This window comes from Arthrobacter sp. zg-Y895 (assembly GCF_020731025.1).
Lineage (GTDB): Bacteria > Actinomycetota > Actinomycetes > Actinomycetales > Micrococcaceae > Arthrobacter_B.
Map to the genome: position 1 here is coordinate 1 of NZ_JAJFZY010000014.1, position 16,113 is coordinate 16,113.

The following is a 16,113-nucleotide window of genomic DNA, read 5'->3' on the forward strand; positions in this document are numbered from 1 at the left end:
AAAAAGATGGCGCGGGCGATCCCCCCCCGGGCACACGAGCCGGGGGGGGCCGGACCTGCAGTGCAGGTCCGGCCCCGCCGTCGTCGTACGCCTGTCAGGCATCGACAGCCGGGCGCGTTAGATTAGTAGGGCATACATTCTTGAGCAGATGCAGCCGACTGGCTGCAGAAACGGATTCCCAGCGTGGTCCTTCGACTTTCCACCCTTTTCCTGCGCACCCTGCGCGAAGACCCGGCCGACGCCGACGTCGCCAGCCACCGGCTCCTGGTCCGTGCCGGCTACATCCGCCGGGCCGCGCCGGGCATCTACTCCTGGCTGCCGCTGGGCCTGCGGGTGCTGGGCAAGGTGGAGAACATCATCCGTGAGGAAATGGCCGCCATCGGCGCCCAGGAAGTGCACTTCCCGGCGCTGCTGCCGCGTGAGCCGTACGAAACCTCCAACCGCTGGACGGAATACGGCGAGAACCTGTTCCGCCTGCAGGACCGCAAGGGTGCCGACTACCTGCTGGCACCGACCCATGAGGAAATGTTCACCCTCCTGGTCAAGGACCTCTACAACTCCTACAAGGACCTCCCGGTGTCCCTGTTCCAGATTCAGACCAAGTACCGCGACGAGGCACGGCCGCGCGCCGGCCTGCTCCGCGGCCGCGAGTTCATCATGAAGGACTCCTACTCCTTCGACATGGATGACGAAGGGCTGGACGCCAGCTACCAGGCGCACCGCGAGGCCTACCTGCGCATCTTCGAGCGCCTGGGCTTGGAAATCGTCGTCGTTTCGGCTGTCTCCGGTGCCATGGGCGGGTCCAAGAGCGAGGAGTTCCTGCACCCGATGGCCGTGGGTGAAGACACCTACGTGCGCTCGGCCGGCGGCTACGCTGCCAACGTCGAAGCCGTCACCACCGTGGTTCCCGCGGACATCGATTACACCGGCGCGCCGGCAGCCCGCGTGGTGGACACTCCCGACACCCCCACCATTGAAACCCTCGTGAACGACGTCAACGCCCGGTTCCCGTGCGAAGCAGGCGAATGGTCTGCTGCGGACACCCTGAAGAACGTGGTCCTGGCCGTCACCCTGCCCACCGGGGAACGCCGCATTGTGGTTGTCGGCGTTCCGGGCGACCGCGCCGTCGACCTCAAGCGCATTGAAGCCAACATCAGCTCCCACGTAGGAATGGGCGGCGAGCTGGCCGTCGACGCCGCCACGGACGAAGACCTCAAGAAGCACCCGGGTCTGGTCAAGGGGTACATCGGCCCGGGCCTGAGCACCGACGAGCCTGTCCTGGGCACCGAATCCGCCACCGGCCTGCTGTACCTCGTGGATCCCCGCGTGGTCACCGGCACCAGCTGGATCACCGGCGCCAACGAGTCCGGCAAGCACGTCATCGGCCTGGTCGCAGGGCGCGATTTCACCTGGGACGGCACCATTGAGGCCGTTGAGGTCCGCGAAGGCGACGAGGCTCCGGACGGCTCCGGCCCGCTCGAAGCAGCCCGCGGCATCGAAATGGGCCACATCTTCCAGCTCGGCCGCAAGTACGCCGATGCCCTGGGCCTGAAGGTCCTGGACCGCAACGGCAAGCTGGCCACGGTCACCATGGGTTCCTACGGCGTCGGCGTGACCCGCGCCGTCGCTGCCCTTGCCGAATCCCACCACGACGACAAGGGGATCATCTGGCCCCGCGCGGTGGCACCGGCCGATGTACACGTGGTGGCCACGGGCCGCGGCTCCGAGATTTTCGACGCCGCCGCCCAGCTGTCCGAAGAGCTCGAGGCTGCGGGACTGGAAGTCATCTATGACGACCGTCCCAAGGTGTCCCCGGGCGTGAAGTTCGGCGACGCGGAACTCATCGGCGTCCCGACCATCCTGGTGGTCGGGCGCGGGCTGGCGGACGGCGTTGTGGAAATCAAGGACCGTGCCACCGGGAACGCCGAAAACGTTCCTGTTGCTGAAGCGGTGGAGTACGTGCGCCGCGCCGCAGCGCAGTAGCCCTTCGTGGTCTCCGGTCTCGAGGAGGTCACGCTTGCCACCATCGCTCTTGTGGTGGTGGCAGGCCTGGCCGCCGGCTGGGTGGATGCAGTGGTGGGCGGCGGCGGGCTGATCCAGCTTCCCGCGCTCCTCCTCGTACCGGGGATCAGCCCGGTCCAGGCCTTGGCCACCAACAAGATGGGCTCCATTTTCGGCACTACCACCAGTGCCGTGACCTATTACCGGCGAGCCCATCCGGACCTGCGGACGGCGCTGCCGATGGCGGGCATCGCCTTGGCCGGGAGCTTCGGCGGGGCCATCTTGGCCGCCTCGCTCCCGTCGTCGGTCTTCAAACCCATCATCGTGGTGGCGCTTGTGGCGGTCGCGGTGTTCACTGCAACCAAGCCCACCGTCGGCGAGCTGACGAAACTGCGCCACACCGGGCGACGCCACTACGGCACTGCCGCCGGTATCGGCCTGGTGATCGGCTTCTACGACGGACTGATCGGCCCGGGGACCGGTTCCTTCCTGATCATTGCCATGGTGACCCTGCTCGGGTACAACTTCCTCGCCGCCAGCGCCAAGGCCAAGATCGTGAACATGGCGACCAACCTCGGGGCCCTGGCATTTTTCCTTCCGAACGGATCGCTGCTCTGGGGGCTGGGCCTGGTGCTCGGCTTCGCGAATATGATCGGCGGCTATCTCGGTGCCCGGATGGCGGTAAAGCAGGGCAGCAAATTCATCCGGATAGTTTTCCTGGTGGTCGTTGCCGCCCTGATCGTCAAGCTTGGCCACGACGTCTGGGTGGAGAACATCCGCGCCTAGGCGGCCGGCAGCTCCTGCACCGGCGGAATGCCCGGATGCCGCCGGCCGGTCAGTGCCGATGCCACCCAGACGGACCGCTGGGCGTCGCCGTGCTGGCCTTCGCGCACGTAATCCAGAGCGTTGGTCACCTCACGCAGGACGCTCCAGTCCAGGGCCGCGTCCCGGTCCAGGCCCGCGGCGGTGCACAGCCCGTCCAGCCGTGCCAGCAGTGCATCCTCCGGTGCCGAGGCATCCAGATCATGCAGGCGGTTCCACAGCATCGGAGCCACGGCGTACTCGGCCTCGCCGAAGACCGCCTGCGGGTCGATGGCGGCGTAGTCACCGGATTGTCCTGGACGGGCCAGGACGTTGGCATAGTGCAGGTCCGCGTGGACCAGGACGTCCCGGCCGGACCGCCTTCCCACCGCGCCGCGGGTCTGGCAGACCTCCAGCGCGGCCTCCAGCAGCCAGCGTTCAAACGGACGCCCCAGGGCGTCCCACTCCGCGGGCAGCTCGTCCGAGAGCTGCTCGGCGTGCTGGGCGAGGGAGGGGACAGCGGCCCAGTGGGGTGAATCGGATTCCGGCAGGCTCAGCCGGCGCACGAGCGCACCCCAGACCCGCACGGCAGTGTCCATGTCCACGGACAGCAGTGTGCGGTCAGGGTCGAGGCGTTCCAGGACCAGGCAGGTTCCGGCCGCGTCCCGGTCCAGCAGCCGTACAGCCCCTCTGCCGTCCCACAGGGCCAGGGCAGCCGTCTCGGTGGCTGCTTCCGGATGCGGAAACGGGAACTTCAACACAGCGGGGCTGCCGTCGGTGGAACGCACGGGCAGCACCAGTGCTCCGTGCCCGTGCCAGGGTGCGGCCCCGGGCGGATCCGGAACGAGCCGGAAAGCGGCCAGGCTGGTCTCCACCAGTCCGGGCAGGTCCGCCAGCCAGGTACGGCCGTCCCGGGTGCCCAGGTAGCGTCGGCGCAGGGCCTCAGGTACGACGACGGCGGGTGCCATGCAGTTCTCCTAGCAGGTTGCAGCTACGGTTGCGGCGGGGATGGCGGCCGCCGGAACGGGGGAGTGCGTGCCGAAGGATCAGTTCCACGGCAGATCCTCCGGGACGGCGTCCAGGCCGGGCGTTGCGGGGACGGTATCCGCCTGCAGATACAGTTCCGCTGAGACGGCGGCGAGCCGGCCGATCGCCCAGCCTCGGAGGTCTCCTTCGCTCAATGCCACGAGGTCAGCGTAGACCGCCGGGAACTGCTGTTCCAGTGCGGGCAGTGCGCCGGCGGGGTTGCGCAGGAAACCCGCATCCAGGCGGTAGGCGGCCACCGGAGCAACCGCCGGCAGGCACAGATCGGGCAGATAGGCCACCGCGTCCGTGCCACGGGATTCGTGTGCGGACATGCGCGTCTGCCACTGCTCGCCGAGGGTTACTGCGGAAGGATCCTGCGCCAGGGCGACCTCATAGGCATAGGCGGCACCGAATTCCGCGTCAATGGCAGCCTTCAGGGCAGCGGCTGCATCGGGGGCCGCGGAACCGGCTGAGGCACCTCCGGATGGAGTTCCCGCTGCCGTTTCCACGGCGTTTCCTCCGGCGCCGGCATCCGGACAGTTCGGCAACTTCTTTTCCTTTGCCGGCTCATCGGTCGCGTCGCTTGCGGCCACCGGATCTCCGGTGCGCGGGCCGTTGGTCTCCGGCAAGGTCAGGCCGTAAAGGCCCGCGGTACGAGCGGCCCAGACCTGCTGGGCGGCACCGGTCGCCGCAAGCAGGCGCGCCGTGCCGGCGTCCGCCCGCCACGCGGCCTGCAGGTTGGCCTTTGCCGACGCCGCCAGCGCCCGCACATAGGGCTCGAGGTCCTTGGCATCCGGCGCCTCGGGAGCTCCGGGGGAGCCTGCCCGGCCCTTTCCGGCAGTGCCGGAAACATCGAGCGGTTCCACGAAAGTGTGCCGGGCAGCTGCCGGTTCCCGTCCGGTGCTGGTCAGCAGGGCAGCCTGACTGCGCAGTCCCTCGGCCTGAGCCAGGAGTTCGACTGCTTCGGGATTTTTCCCTTCAGCGGCCAGCACCCCCGCCTCGGCGGAAAGGGCCCGCGCGCTGTTCCGGGCCTCGGCCAGGGCAATTTGCGAAAAGGAACGGCTGCGCTCCGTTGCGTCCCCGGTACCGGCGACCAGGCCGAGGCTGAGGATCACCGCTCCCAGTGCGAGGAACAACACAAGACGCCGCGCACCGGCACCCAAACGGCGTGGCCAGCGGGCAGGCGCGGGCTCGGGGCCGGGGTTTTCCAAGGGCGCATCCACAACAGTCGATGATGTCACGAACGCGCTCTCATCTGCATCGATGCCTCAAGGACACAGGAATGTCGGTAGTCTAGGACTACAACAACATCTAGTGGGAGGCAGCTATGGCGGTTCGGCCCAACCCCAAAAAAGACACGTCGTCGGATTACCGCAGGAATGCGATGCGTGCAGAAGTAGCCGCGGAGACGCAGCGGCTCAAGAATTATCTGGCCCCCACGGTAGAGATGCAGGATTTGTTCCTCGAGGACATCGAGATCAAGCTGGCAGGTGCCCACCGCACTGTCCACGTCATCGTGGACCTTCCCGAGGACCAGCCCGGAGGCGTCAGCCTGGACAGGATTTCGTCCGCAGCCCAAGTGATTTCCGAAGCCATGGACAACGATCCGGGCGATGACGGACGCCCCTACAACCTCGAGGTTTCGTCCCCCGGGGTTTCCCGTCCCCTCACCGAGCCGCGCCACTGGCGCCGCAACGCAGGCCGGATGGTGTCCGTTTCCGTTGAGCGCGGAGACGACGTGATGGGGCGGATCGTCTCCGTCGAAGACGACGGCATTACGTTGATACCGGAACTTCCGGTCAAGAAAGGGATGAAGGCCAAACAGGGGGACCCGGTCCGCCTGGCATTCGCCGACATCCGCAAGGGGCGCGTTGAAGTCGAATTCGCCCACCTTGAAGACGACCCGGCCGGCGAGGACGCCCCGGATGATCAAACCACAGCTGAGGAGGCCTAGATGGAAATAGATATGAGTGCGCTGAGGCTGCTGGAACGCGAACGGGAGATCCCCCTGGATCTGCTGGTGCCGACCATTGAGCAGGCTCTGCTGGTTGCCTACCACAAGACCAACGGCGCCCAGGAGCAGGCACGGGCGGAACTGGACCGGAAGACCGGTCACGTAACCATTTGGGCTGCTGAGCTCGACGACGACGGATCCACGGTGGGGGAGTTCGACGACACCCCGGCCGGCTTCGGTCGGATCGCCGCCAGCACGGCCCGGCAGATCATCCTGCAGCGGCTGCGCGATGTCGAGGATGACAACATCCTGGGCGAGTTCAAGGGCCGTGAAGGCGAACTGGTTTCCGGCCAGATCCAGCAGGGCAACAACCCGCACATGATCCAGGTGAACCTCGGTTCGGTGGAGGCACTGCTGCCCCCGCCCGAGCAGGTTCCGGGGGAGAAGTACCTCCACGGTTCCCGCCTGCGCGCGTTCGTTGTGGACGTGCGCCGCGGCTTCAAGGGTCCGTCCATCACGCTCTCCCGCTCCCACCCCGGCCTGGTCCGCAAGCTTTTCGAACTGGAAGTTCCGGAAATCGCCGACGGCAGCGTGGAAATCGTGGCACTGGCACGCGAAGCAGGACACCGTTCAAAGATTGCCGTCAAGGCCAATGTCCCGGGCATCAATGCCAAGGGTGCCTGCATCGGCGAGATGGGCTCCCGTGTGCGTGCGGTCATGAACGAACTGCATGACGAGAAGATCGACATTGTCGACTTCAGCGAGGATCCGGCGACGTTCATCGCCAACTCCCTCTCGCCGTCGCGCGTGAACTCCGTGACCATCACGGACGAGGACCTGAGGTCCGCACGCGTCGTGGTTCCCGACTACCAGCTCTCCCTGGCGATCGGCAAGGAAGGCCAGAATGCCCGCCTCGCGGCCAAGCTGACCGGCTGGCGGATCGATATCGTTTCCGACGCGAAGGCCTCCTAGGCTCCGGTGCCGGAAGCGGATGCAGCGCCGGACAAGAAAGGCGCTAGAATGTATAAGGCCGGGTCACCCTCCGCGTCCCATTCATCGGCAGCCGCTTCCGGCGCTGCCGCGGGAAATCGGGTATCCAGGCACGTTCCGTTGCGAACGTGCATAGGGTGCAGGAAAAAGGATGACCAAGCTGTTCTGCTGCGGTTGGTCCGTGTCAGCATGGAAGGCGGCAACGCCGTCCGTGTCGATGAGGACCACCGAATGCCTGGAAGGGGTGCCTGGTTGCACCCCGACACGGCATGCCTGAGATTGGCAGTGAAACGTTCGGGCTTTCCGCGGGCCTTTAGGGGTTCCGTGGAAATATCGGACGTTGAACGTTGGTTCAAGGCCCTTGAGGACGTTCCGACCGGGAACGGACTCAAAACCGTCCAACCTGAAAGCGGGTCAGAAATCTGATGGAAACCCGATGAGTACCCAGCGATGAGTACTTTGTTGTGCTCTGTGATGGGCCCCGCTGCAACTGCAGTGGAAGCCCGCAGTAAATAGACGGTTCGTACCTGCCTCGGTGCGGACCGAGACAGGAGAAATGTGGCCAAGGTCCGCGTACACGAGCTTGCTAAAGAGCTCGGCATTACCTCGAAGGATGCAGTTGCAAAACTGCAGGAACTGGGCGAATTCGTCCGTTCCGCCTCATCAACTATTGAGGCCCCGGTAGTCAAGAAACTTCGAGGCGCCTTCCCGGCGTCTGAAAACAAGGCTGCTGCTTCCCCGGCAGCCCCCGCCAAGGCTGACGCTTCCGCGTCCAAGCCTTCGGCCCCGTCCCCCAAGCCCGGCTCCGCGAAGCCTGCCCCGGCAGCTCCCGCAGCAGAGCAGCCCGCCGCTGAGGCACCGGCAGCTCCCGCTGAGGCCGCTCCGGCACCGGCAGCGCCGGCTGCACCCGCAGCCGAGGCACCGGCAGCACCGGCTCCGGCCGCGGAACCCGCTGCACCCGAAGCCGGCAAGGAAGACGCCGCCAAGGCATCCGCCTCTTCGGCACCTCGTCCCGGCGCACCGCGCCCGGGCGGTGGCGGACCCCGCCCCGGCAACAACCCGTTTGCACCTTCCCAGGGCATGCCGCGTCCGCGTGGCCGCGGCGACGGCGAACGGGGTGCCGGCGCACCGCGTCCGGGCAACAACCCCTTCGCTACCTCGCAGGGCATGCCGCGTCCGGGTGGACGCCGCGATGAGGCCGAACGTCCCGGTACGCCGGGTGCCGCAGGCCCCCGTCCCGCAGCCGGTGCAGGTGGACCCCGTCCCGGCGCACCGCGTCCGGGTGCTCCGCGTCCGGGCACTCCCCGTCCCGGCGCACCGCGTCCGGGCACTCCCCGTCCGGCAGGAGCAGGCGCCGGCGGCGCACGCCCCACACCGGGCATGATGCCCAACCGCACTGAACGTCCGGCAGCTCCGGGACGTCCGGGCGCAGCAGGACCGCGCCGCGGACCGGGCGGAGCCCCGGGTACCGGTGGCGGCGGCGCCCCGGTTGGCGGCGGCTTCGGCAAGGGCGGCCGCGGACGCGGCGGCACTGCCGGTGCTTTCGGCAAGGGCGGCGCAGGCCGCGGCAAGCAGCGCAAGTCGAAGCGGGCCAAGCGGCAGGAACTGGAGCAGATGTCTGCTCCGTCGCTGGGTGGCGTTTCGGTACCCCGCGGCGACGGCAACACCGTTGTCCGTCTGCGCCGCGGCGCGTCCATCACGGACTTCGCCGACAAGATTGAGGCCAACCCCGCAGCACTGGTGACCGTACTGTTCCACCTCGGTGAAATGGCAACGGCCACGCAGTCCCTGGACGAAGAGACGTTCGGTGTACTGGGTACGGAGCTGGGCTACAAGATCCAGGTTGTCTCGCCGGAAGACGAAGAGCGCGAACTGCTGAGCACGTTCGACATCGACTTCGAGGCAGAACTGGAAGCCGAAGGCGACGACCAGCTTGAGGCACGTCCTCCGGTAGTCACCGTCATGGGTCACGTTGACCACGGTAAGACCCGCCTGCTGGACGCCATCCGCAACTCGAACGTTGTGGAAGGCGAACACGGCGGTATCACCCAGCACATCGGTGCCTACCAGATCGCCTTCGATCACGAGGGCATCGAGCGGGCCGTCACCTTCATTGATACTCCGGGCCACGAGGCGTTTACCGCCATGCGTGCCCGTGGTGCCAAGGTCACCGACATTGCGGTCCTGGTTGTTGCAGCCGACGACGGCGTTATGCCGCAGACGGTGGAAGCACTCAACCACGCACAGGCAGCCAACGTGCCGATCGTGGTCGCAGTGAACAAGATCGACAAGGAAGGCGCCAACCCGGAGAAGGTCCGCGGCCAGCTGACCGAATACGGACTGGTTCCTGAAGAATACGGTGGCGACACCATGTTCGTGGAGGTCTCTGCCCGCCAGAACCTCAACATCGACGCCCTGCTCGAGGCCGTTCTGCTTACCGCAGATGCTGCCCTGGACATGCGCGCCAACCCGAACAAGGACGCCCGCGGTATCGCGATCGAAGCCAACCTGGACAAGGGCCGCGGTGCAGTAGCAACTGTGCTGGTCCAGTCCGGAACGCTGAAGGTCGGCGACACCATCGTGGCGGGTACGGCCCACGGCCGTGTCCGTGCCATGTTCGACGAGAATGGCGACAACGTCACCGAAGCCGGGCCCTCGCGTCCGGTCCAGGTGCTCGGCCTGTCCAACGTTCCCCGCGCCGGCGACACGTTCTTCGTTACCGACGACGAGCGCACCGCCCGCCAGATCGCTGAAAAGCGTGAGGCTGCGGACCGCAACGCCGCACTGGCCAAGCGCCGCAAGCGCATCAGCCTCGAGGACTTCGACCAGGCCGTTGCTGACGGCAAGGTTGACACCCTCAACCTCATCCTCAAGGGTGACGTTTCCGGTGCAGTCGAAGCCCTGGAAGACTCGCTGCTCAAGATCGACGTCGGCGAAGGCGTGCAGCTGCGCGTCATCCACCGCGGCGTCGGTGCCATTACGCAGAACGACGTCAACCTGGCGACGGTGGACAACGCCGTCATCATCGGCTTCAACGTCAAGCCGGCCGAGCGCGTTGCCGACCTGGCAGAGCGCGAAGGCGTCGACATGCGCTTCTACTCCGTCATCTACGCAGCAATTGATGACATTGAGCTTGCACTGAAGGGCATGCTCAAGCCCGAGTACGAAGAGGTCCAGCTCGGCACCGCCGAGGTCCGCGAAGTCTTCCGTTCCTCCAAGTTCGGAAACATTGCCGGCTCGATCGTCCGCTCCGGTGTCATCCGGCGCAACGCCAAGGCGCGGGTCACCCGCGACGGCAAGGTCATCGGTGACAACCTCACCGTTGAATCGCTCAAGCGGTTCAAGGACGACGCCACCGAGGTCCGCACGGACTTCGAGTGTGGTATCGGCCTGGGCTCGTTCAACGATGTCAACCAGGGCGACATCATCGAGACCTTCGAGATGCGCGAGAAGCCGCGCGTCTAATCTGTGGCCGCAGGCCGCCGGGTCTCCCGGCGGCCTGCGGGTACTTTGTTTTCCAGTCTTAGTAAGGAGAGGTAATGGCAGATCCAGCACGCGCTGCGAAACTCGCTGACCGTATCAAGGTAGTAGTTGCCCAGGCGCTTGAGCGGCGGATCAAGGATCCCCGGCTGGGATTCGTGACCATCACCGATGCACGGGTCACCAATGACCTGCAGCACGCCACTTTGTACTACACGGTCTTCGGCGACGAAGAGCAGCAGGCAGATACCAAGGCAGCCCTGGAATCCGCACGCGGAATCCTGCGCGCCGAGGTGGGCAAGAACATCACTGTCCGCCTGACACCAACGCTTGAATTCGTTCCCGACGAGATCCCGGTCAACGCCGGTCACCTCGAGGAACTGATCCGGGCAGCCAAGCAGCGCGATGCCGAACTGGCAGCGCTCAAGGAAGGTGCCAGCTACGCAGGCGACGCCGATCCGTACCGCAAGGACGAAGAGGACTTCGACGAAGACCTCGAATCCGATGCTCCGGTCGACTCGGACGCGAAGTAGGTCCTAGACCGTCGAAAAGGGAGCGGTTCCGTTTTACGGAGCCGCTCCCTTTTTGCTGCCCCGGCACGGGCAGCCTCAACTTCACGCAGGCTCAGGGCGCCGGGAGCCGGCTCACGCCTTCCAGCAGCTCCTCGCGGTCCCCGCACAGCGCAATCCTGATCCAGCCCTCACCGATGGATCCGAACGCAGTGCCCGGCGCAACGGCGACGCCGTCCTCCTCCAGAAAGCGGAGAGTCCAGTCCCGGACGTTTCCTCCCGTCGCATGGGAGACATCCGCCCAGAGGTAGAACGCGCCGCGGGCCTCGAGATACCGGATTCCCTTACCGGCCAGGACGGAGCAGGCAGCATCCCGGTTAGCCCGGTAATGCGCGGAGGCCATGTCTACGTAGTCCTGCGGCCCGGTGAGTGCGGCCAGGGCCGCATACTGCGAGGGAGAGGCCACGCAGGACACGATGGACTCCATGACCGTGCTGAGGACCGGTTCCAGCCCTTCGGGCAGCACCAGCGCACCGATGCGCAGGCCGGTCAGGCCGTAGGTCTTGGACAAGGTGAGCGAAGTGATCACGCGTTCCCCGGCGTCGCCGTCGAACGCCAGGGGACTCACATGGGGCACATCGAACGTGAAGGCCTCGTAACACTCGTCCGAAAGAATCCACAGGTCGTGCCGCCGCGCCAGCTCCACCAGCGCACGGGTCAGTTCCCCGCTGAACACGGCCCCCAGCGGATTGGACGGGGAATTCAGCAGCAGCACCCGCGTACGCGGCGTCAGCAGGGCTTCGATGTCTTCGATCCTCGGCTGGAACCCATGCTCCGGATACAGGGGGTACTCCACCGGCACCGCGTGCAGGAGCTCGGCCGTCATCGCGAACGTCGGATATCCCGGGTTCGGCACCAGGATCTCGTCTCCGGCGTCCAGGAGCAGGCTCATGGCCAAATGCAGGCCCTGCTGCGCCCCCGACGTAACGAAGACCCGCTCAGGGCTGATCTCTTTCCCGCAGGCCGCACCCGCATGCCGCGCGAAGGCGGAGCGCAGGGGAGCGATGCCCGCATTGGGGGTGTAACCGGTTTCGTCCCGGTCCAGCGTGGCCCGGGCGGCGTCGAGGATATGCCCCGGGGTGGGGAAACCGGGCTCGCCGATGCTCAGGACAATCGCATCCGGCTTCGCCCAGGCGGCCTGGGTGATTTGGCGGATCTGGTTTGCCGGGACTTTCCGGACGTGCGGTGAGAGCTGTGCCATATCCGAATGCTATCGCCGCCTGCGGACGGCAGCGGTGCGGAACGGACGCCGCGCGCCGCAACATATACTGAAAGGCGTGAATTCAGGGCAGGTCCGTTCAGGACTGATTATTGTGGACAAGCCGCAGGGATGGACGAGCCATGACGTGGTCGGACGCCTGCGGAGGCTGGCAGGCACCCGGAAGGTCGGACACGCAGGCACCCTGGACCCGATGGCCACCGGCGTGCTGGTGGTCGGCATCAACAAGGCCACGCGCCTGCTGACGTACATTGTCGGCACCACCAAGACCTACGAAGCCACCATCCGGCTCGGCCAGTCGACCGTCACGGACGACGCCGAGGGTGAAGTCACGGCCGAAACCATTGCCGCCGCCGTAACGGACGAGGAAATCCGGGCTGCGGTGGCGAACCTGACCGGCGACATCCAGCAGGTCCCCAGCAGCGTCAGCGCGATCAAGGTCAACGGCGAACGTTCCTACGCGAAGGTCCGTGCCGGCGGCGAAGTGAACCTGCCCGCGCGGCCGGTTACCGTCTCCCGGTTCGAGGTCCACGCCATCCGGCGCGAAAACGGCGGGCGGCTGCGCGACGTTGACGTCACCGTCGACTGCTCCTCCGGCACCTACATCCGCGCCCTGGCCCGTGACCTCGGTGCCGCGCTCGGCGTCGGCGGGCACCTGACCGCGCTGCGCCGCACGTGCGTGGGACCGTTCAGCCTGGAGCAGGCCTCCACCCTCGAGGAACTGGCCGAGGACCTGCGGGTCCTGGACCTCGACGACGCCGCCGCGGACCTCTTCCCGGTTCGCAGCCTGTCCGCGGCCGAAGCCGAGGACCTTTCGCACGGCCGCCGGATCACCGCCACCGGCACCGGACAGCCGGGACCGGTTGCAGCCATTGATCCGGACGGCCGGGTGGTGGGACTGCTCGAGGACAAGGGCGAGCAGGCGAAGGCACTGCTGGTCTTCACACCCGGAAACGAGAAGGCGTAAATGGACCCGCTGTTCCTAGTCGGTTCCCTCGTCTGCCTGGTGTCCGTGGTGCTGTGCATCGGTGCCGCCGTCCTCAAGCAGGGACCGAACGACCTCACTATCCTGTCCGCGGCCGCCGTCGAGCTCTTCCTGCTGGTCTACGGCGCCGCCTCGCTGATCCGCCTCGCCGGAGGGGAGGGGATCGCCGGCGAAGCCTGGGAGTTCTGGGGCTACCTGCTGACCGCGCTGGTCATCCCGGTCGGTGCGGTCTGGTGGTCGCTCCTGGACCGCAGCCGCTGGAGCAACATCGTGCTTTCCGCCGTGGGAATCACCGTATTTGTCATGCTGTTCCGGATGGAACAGATCTGGGACGGAGCAACACTTCTATGAACCGCAGCATAAATCCCGACGACGCCGAATCGGCGGACAGGTCCGCTCCGGCGGCCCGCAACGCAGGCCCCGGCCGCCTGCTGGTAGCCGTTTACGCGATTTTCGCGCTGGCGGCGTCGGCCCGCGCTGCCTTCCAGATCCTCACCAAGTTCGAGCATGCGCCGCTGGCCTACCTGCTGTCCGCTTTTGCAGCCGTGGTCTACATCGTCGCGACCGTCGGCCTGGCCCGCTCCGGCGCCACGGCCTACCGGATCTCCGTGGCGGCAGTGGGAGTGGAAATGGTCGGTGTGCTGGCTGTCGGCGTCTTCGGCCTGATTGATCCCGCCGCACTGCCCGAGGACACCGTCTGGTCCGGCTTCGGCAGCGGTTACGGGTATGTGCCGTTGATCCTGCCGATAATCGGGTTGTGGTGGCTTTACCGGCACCGCGCAGACGCGCGCCGATGAAATAAGTATGCTTACCTGTTTCGCGCGAGTGCGTGAGACGATGGCAGGAACAACTTCAGTTCCAACTCCGTCAAAGGGGAGTCATGAGCAACGCAGCGCCGACACCGGGCGACAGGAACAGCCCCATGGGCACGGACGGGCCGGGAAACCAGGCACCAAAGGCGCCGGGGGCATCGACGCCGGGGACATCAACACCGGGCGTGCCCGCGTCTGACGCCTCGACCCGCCGTGAGCGGTCCGGCAAGCCGTCCACCGGCAAGCCCGGCAGGGCGGGAAAGCAGCCCAGGGCGGCCAAGCCCTACAAGAGCAGTGACGACTGGGGCGTCTTCCGCGCCGTCGTCATCGGGGTGGGCATTCTGGTGGCCGGTTTCGGCCTCTATAACCTCATCACCGGCACGGCCGGCCTGCCGGACAGCTCCGGGGGAGAGGTCGATCCGACCCTGGAGAGCCAGTACCGGTTCTTCGCCGCCATGATGGTGGGCGTGGGTGCGGCGTTCGTGGCCATTGCCGTGAAATTCCAGTGGGCGAACATGCTCTGGCTCGTCTGCCTGATGGTGTTCCTGGGCGGCATCGGCCGGGTGCTTTCCTGGGCCTTCTCCGGAACACCGCACTTCACCTTCATTGTGTTGATGATCGTTGAGCTGGCTTTCCCGCCGGCACTGCTGGTCTGGCACCGGTTCATCGCCAAGACCTCCGACCTGCGCCGCGAATACAGCCAGCAGGCCGGAGGAGATACCGGGATTGCGGGCGGTTCCCGGTAAGCGGCGCAGATCGGACATAATGGATAGGTCCCGGCGCGGCGAAAGCCGCCCGGAAACCTGGACCAGCCGTTCGACCGGCGCTGGAAAATGCTGTTAAGGAGCCTGTGTGTACTACTGGAATGACCTGGCGGAAATACCCGCCGATATTGGTCCGACAGTAATCACCATCGGCAACTTCGACGGGGTGCATCTGGGCCACCAGCATGTGCTCAACCGCCTGGTCAAGGTGGCCCGCGCCCAGGATGCCGCGGCCGTGGCCATCTCCTTTGATCCCCATCCGGCGCAGGTGCACCGGCCCGAGAGCGCACCGGAACTGATCATGGGCCTCGTGGACCGGGTGCAGGCGCTGGCGGATACCGGGCTGGACGGCCTGCTGATGATGCATTACACGCTGGATCTGGCTTCCCTGACCGCCGAGGAATTTGTCCGCACGGTCCTGGTTGAGGCGCTCCACGTCAAGACCGTCGTCATCGGCCACGACGTCCGCTTCGGACGGGGCAATGCAGGAGACCTGGACACCATGCGCGGACTCGGCCGCGAGCTCGGGTTCGACGTGGAAGCGGTGGAGGATTTCGGTGCCCTGCCCGACGGCCCGGACTCCGGCCGGCGCTGTTCCTCCACCTGGATCCGCGAGGCACTGCGGGAAGGCGATGTCCGCACCGCCGCCCGCCTGCTGGGACGCACCCACCGGATGCGCGGCGAAGTGGTGCACGGGGCGGCACGCGGCCGCGAACTGGGTTTCCCCACCGCCAACCTCGCCCCGGAATCCTCAGGTCTTATCCCCGCCGACGGCATCTACGCCGGGTGGCTGGTGGACGAGGCCGGCGTCCGGTGGCCCGCCGCCGTGTCGGTGGGATCCAATCCCACCTTCGAAGGTGTGAGCCGCCAGGTGGAAGCCCATGTCATCGACCGCCCGGCCGAAAAGGTCGAGGACTTCAACCTCTACGGCCAGCACGTTGTGGTGGAATTCGTGGACCGGCTCCGGGGCATGGTGGCGTACACCGGCCCGGACGCGCTGGTCGCCCAGATGCGCCTCGACGTCGAACGCACCCGCGAGGTCCTTTCGACAGAAAGCGGCACGGGCAGGTAAACTGGTTTCAAATTCGGCTGCGGTCCGTGGCGGCTGAATTTCTTTATGTTCCGGGGCTGGCGCCCCAGGACAGAAAGATTCCCGGCAGCGAAGTGCTGACTCGGGCCTCACGGCACAACTCTAGGAGTTACATTGGCACTCGATCCCGCCGTCAAGCAGGAAATCATTCGGGAATTCGCTCGCGCTGAAGGGGACACCGGTTCCCCCGAAGTTCAGGTTGCTGTGCTTTCACGGCGCATCCTCGACCTGACCGAGCACCTGAAGACCCACAAGCATGACCACCACACCCGCCGCGGCCTGATGGCCCTGGTTGGTCGTCGTCGTCGCATGCTTACCTACCTGCGCGAGACCGACATCGCCCGCTACCGTGCGCTCATTGAGCGTCTCGGCCTGCGTCGATAGTCTTTGTGGAAGGCGGCACCTGTGCACTGCACGGGGAG

16 protein-coding genes are annotated in these 16,113 nt (G+C 66.4%); 13 read left to right on the forward strand and 3 right to left on the reverse strand.

The window, feature by feature from the left end; all coding sequences use genetic code 11:
• Window positions 1-183: 183 nt before the first annotated feature.
• Both LJ760_RS16790 and LJ760_RS16795 read left to right on the forward strand, forming a co-directional pair.
• Entirely contained in the window at window positions 184-1,983 is a 1,800-nt protein-coding gene (locus LJ760_RS16790; RefSeq protein ID WP_227924472.1) for a proline--tRNA ligase, read from the forward strand.
• A gap of 6 nt (window positions 1,984-1,989) precedes the next feature.
• On the forward strand, window positions 1,990-2,787 hold the full coding sequence (locus tag LJ760_RS16795) for a sulfite exporter TauE/SafE family protein (protein ID WP_227924473.1): 798 nt from the start codon (window positions 1,990-1,992) through the stop codon (window positions 2,785-2,787).
• On the opposite strand, the gene LJ760_RS16800 is transcribed toward LJ760_RS16795, so the two are convergent.
• Window positions 2,784-3,770 (reverse strand): aminoglycoside phosphotransferase family protein, encoded by a 987-nt coding sequence (locus LJ760_RS16800; RefSeq protein ID WP_227924474.1) that lies wholly within the window; start codon window positions 3,768-3,770, stop codon window positions 2,784-2,786. The genes LJ760_RS16795 and LJ760_RS16800 overlap by 4 nt on opposite strands.
• Before the next feature lie 78 nt (window positions 3,771-3,848).
• Window positions 3,849-5,069: a DUF4439 domain-containing protein gene (locus LJ760_RS17540; RefSeq protein WP_227924475.1), complete on the reverse strand. Its 1,221-nt coding sequence runs from the start codon at window positions 5,067-5,069 to the stop codon at window positions 3,849-3,851.
• An 86-nt stretch (window positions 5,070-5,155) separates the two neighbouring features.
• Between LJ760_RS17540 and rimP the strand changes: the two genes are divergently transcribed.
• The 5 genes from rimP to rbfA all read left to right on the forward strand — a co-directional run bounded on the left by rimP (window position 5,156) and on the right by rbfA (window position 10,785).
• Window positions 5,156-5,782 (forward strand): ribosome maturation factor RimP, encoded by a 627-nt coding sequence (rimP, locus tag LJ760_RS16810; protein WP_227924476.1) that lies wholly within the window; start codon window positions 5,156-5,158, stop codon window positions 5,780-5,782.
• Window positions 5,783-6,754, forward strand: coding sequence for a transcription termination factor NusA (gene nusA / locus LJ760_RS16815; protein ID WP_227924477.1), 972 nt, complete (start codon window positions 5,783-5,785; stop codon window positions 6,752-6,754).
• 48 nt (window positions 6,755-6,802) lie between these two features.
• A complete protein-coding gene (locus LJ760_RS16820; protein WP_227924581.1) occupies window positions 6,803-7,198 on the forward strand; it encodes a YlxR family protein in 396 nt (131 codons plus the stop codon).
• A gap of 132 nt (window positions 7,199-7,330) precedes the next feature.
• Window positions 7,331-10,237 carry a translation initiation factor IF-2 gene (infB, locus tag LJ760_RS17445; protein ID WP_227924478.1) on the forward strand — a complete coding sequence of 969 codons (2,907 nt, stop codon included), beginning with the start codon at window positions 7,331-7,333 and terminating at the stop codon, window positions 10,235-10,237.
• Between the two features lie 74 nt (window positions 10,238-10,311).
• Window positions 10,312-10,785: a 30S ribosome-binding factor RbfA gene (gene rbfA / locus LJ760_RS16830; protein WP_227924479.1), complete on the forward strand. Its 474-nt coding sequence runs from the start codon at window positions 10,312-10,314 to the stop codon at window positions 10,783-10,785.
• Between the two features lie 91 nt (window positions 10,786-10,876).
• Here rbfA and LJ760_RS16835 read toward each other — a convergent pair whose 3' ends face one another.
• A complete protein-coding gene (locus LJ760_RS16835) occupies window positions 10,877-12,022 on the reverse strand; it encodes a pyridoxal phosphate-dependent aminotransferase (protein ID WP_227924480.1) in 1,146 nt (381 codons plus the stop codon).
• A 76-nt stretch (window positions 12,023-12,098) separates the two neighbouring features.
• Between LJ760_RS16835 and truB the strand changes: the two genes are divergently transcribed.
• The 6 genes from truB to rpsO all read left to right on the forward strand — a co-directional run bounded on the left by truB (window position 12,099) and on the right by rpsO (window position 16,075).
• Entirely contained in the window at window positions 12,099-13,007 is a 909-nt protein-coding gene (gene truB, locus LJ760_RS16840) for a tRNA pseudouridine(55) synthase TruB (RefSeq protein WP_227924481.1), read from the forward strand.
• The gene (locus LJ760_RS16845; protein WP_227924482.1) at window positions 13,008-13,376 is read left to right on the forward strand and encodes a hypothetical protein; all 369 of its coding nucleotides are present in this window, start codon (window positions 13,008-13,010) and stop codon (window positions 13,374-13,376) included.
• Entirely contained in the window at window positions 13,373-13,822 is a 450-nt protein-coding gene (locus LJ760_RS16850; protein WP_227924483.1) for a hypothetical protein, read from the forward strand. The genes LJ760_RS16845 and LJ760_RS16850 overlap by 4 nt, the downstream gene beginning before the upstream one ends.
• 83 nt (window positions 13,823-13,905) lie before the next feature.
• Complete coding sequence (locus tag LJ760_RS16855) at window positions 13,906-14,583, forward strand: DUF4345 domain-containing protein (RefSeq protein ID WP_227924484.1); 678 nt, start codon at window positions 13,906-13,908, stop codon at window positions 14,581-14,583.
• A gap of 106 nt (window positions 14,584-14,689) precedes the next feature.
• Window positions 14,690-15,673: a bifunctional riboflavin kinase/FAD synthetase gene (locus LJ760_RS16860; protein ID WP_227924485.1), complete on the forward strand. Its 984-nt coding sequence runs from the start codon at window positions 14,690-14,692 to the stop codon at window positions 15,671-15,673.
• Window positions 15,674-15,805: 132 nt separating this feature from the next.
• A complete protein-coding gene (gene rpsO, locus LJ760_RS16865; protein WP_227913993.1) occupies window positions 15,806-16,075 on the forward strand; it encodes a 30S ribosomal protein S15 in 270 nt (89 codons plus the stop codon).
• Window positions 16,076-16,113: the final 38 nt, after the last annotated feature.

What these genes read in the sequence shown, in the direction of transcription:
- rbfA (WP_227924479.1), top strand. Translation starts at nt 10,312, where the DNA reads ATGGCAGATCCAGCACGCGCTGCGAAACTCGCTGACCGTATCAAGGTA.
- LJ760_RS16850 (WP_227924483.1), top strand. Translation starts at nt 13,373, where the DNA reads ATGAACCGCAGCATAAATCCCGACGACGCCGAATCGGCGGACAGGTCC.
- LJ760_RS16820 (WP_227924581.1), top strand. Translation starts at nt 6,803, where the DNA reads ATGTATAAGGCCGGGTCACCCTCCGCGTCCCATTCATCGGCAGCCGCT.
- LJ760_RS16835 (WP_227924480.1), bottom strand. Translation starts at nt 12,022, where the DNA reads ATGGCACAGCTCTCACCGCACGTCCGGAAAGTCCCGGCAAACCAGATC.
- LJ760_RS16800 (WP_227924474.1), bottom strand. Translation starts at nt 3,770, where the DNA reads ATGGCACCCGCCGTCGTCGTACCTGAGGCCCTGCGCCGACGCTACCTG.
- LJ760_RS16845 (WP_227924482.1), top strand. Translation starts at nt 13,008, where the DNA reads ATGGACCCGCTGTTCCTAGTCGGTTCCCTCGTCTGCCTGGTGTCCGTG.
- nusA (WP_227924477.1), top strand. Translation starts at nt 5,783, where the DNA reads ATGGAAATAGATATGAGTGCGCTGAGGCTGCTGGAACGCGAACGGGAG.
- rimP (WP_227924476.1), top strand. Translation starts at nt 5,156, where the DNA reads ATGGCGGTTCGGCCCAACCCCAAAAAAGACACGTCGTCGGATTACCGC.
- LJ760_RS16855 (WP_227924484.1), top strand. Translation starts at nt 13,906, where the DNA reads ATGAGCAACGCAGCGCCGACACCGGGCGACAGGAACAGCCCCATGGGC.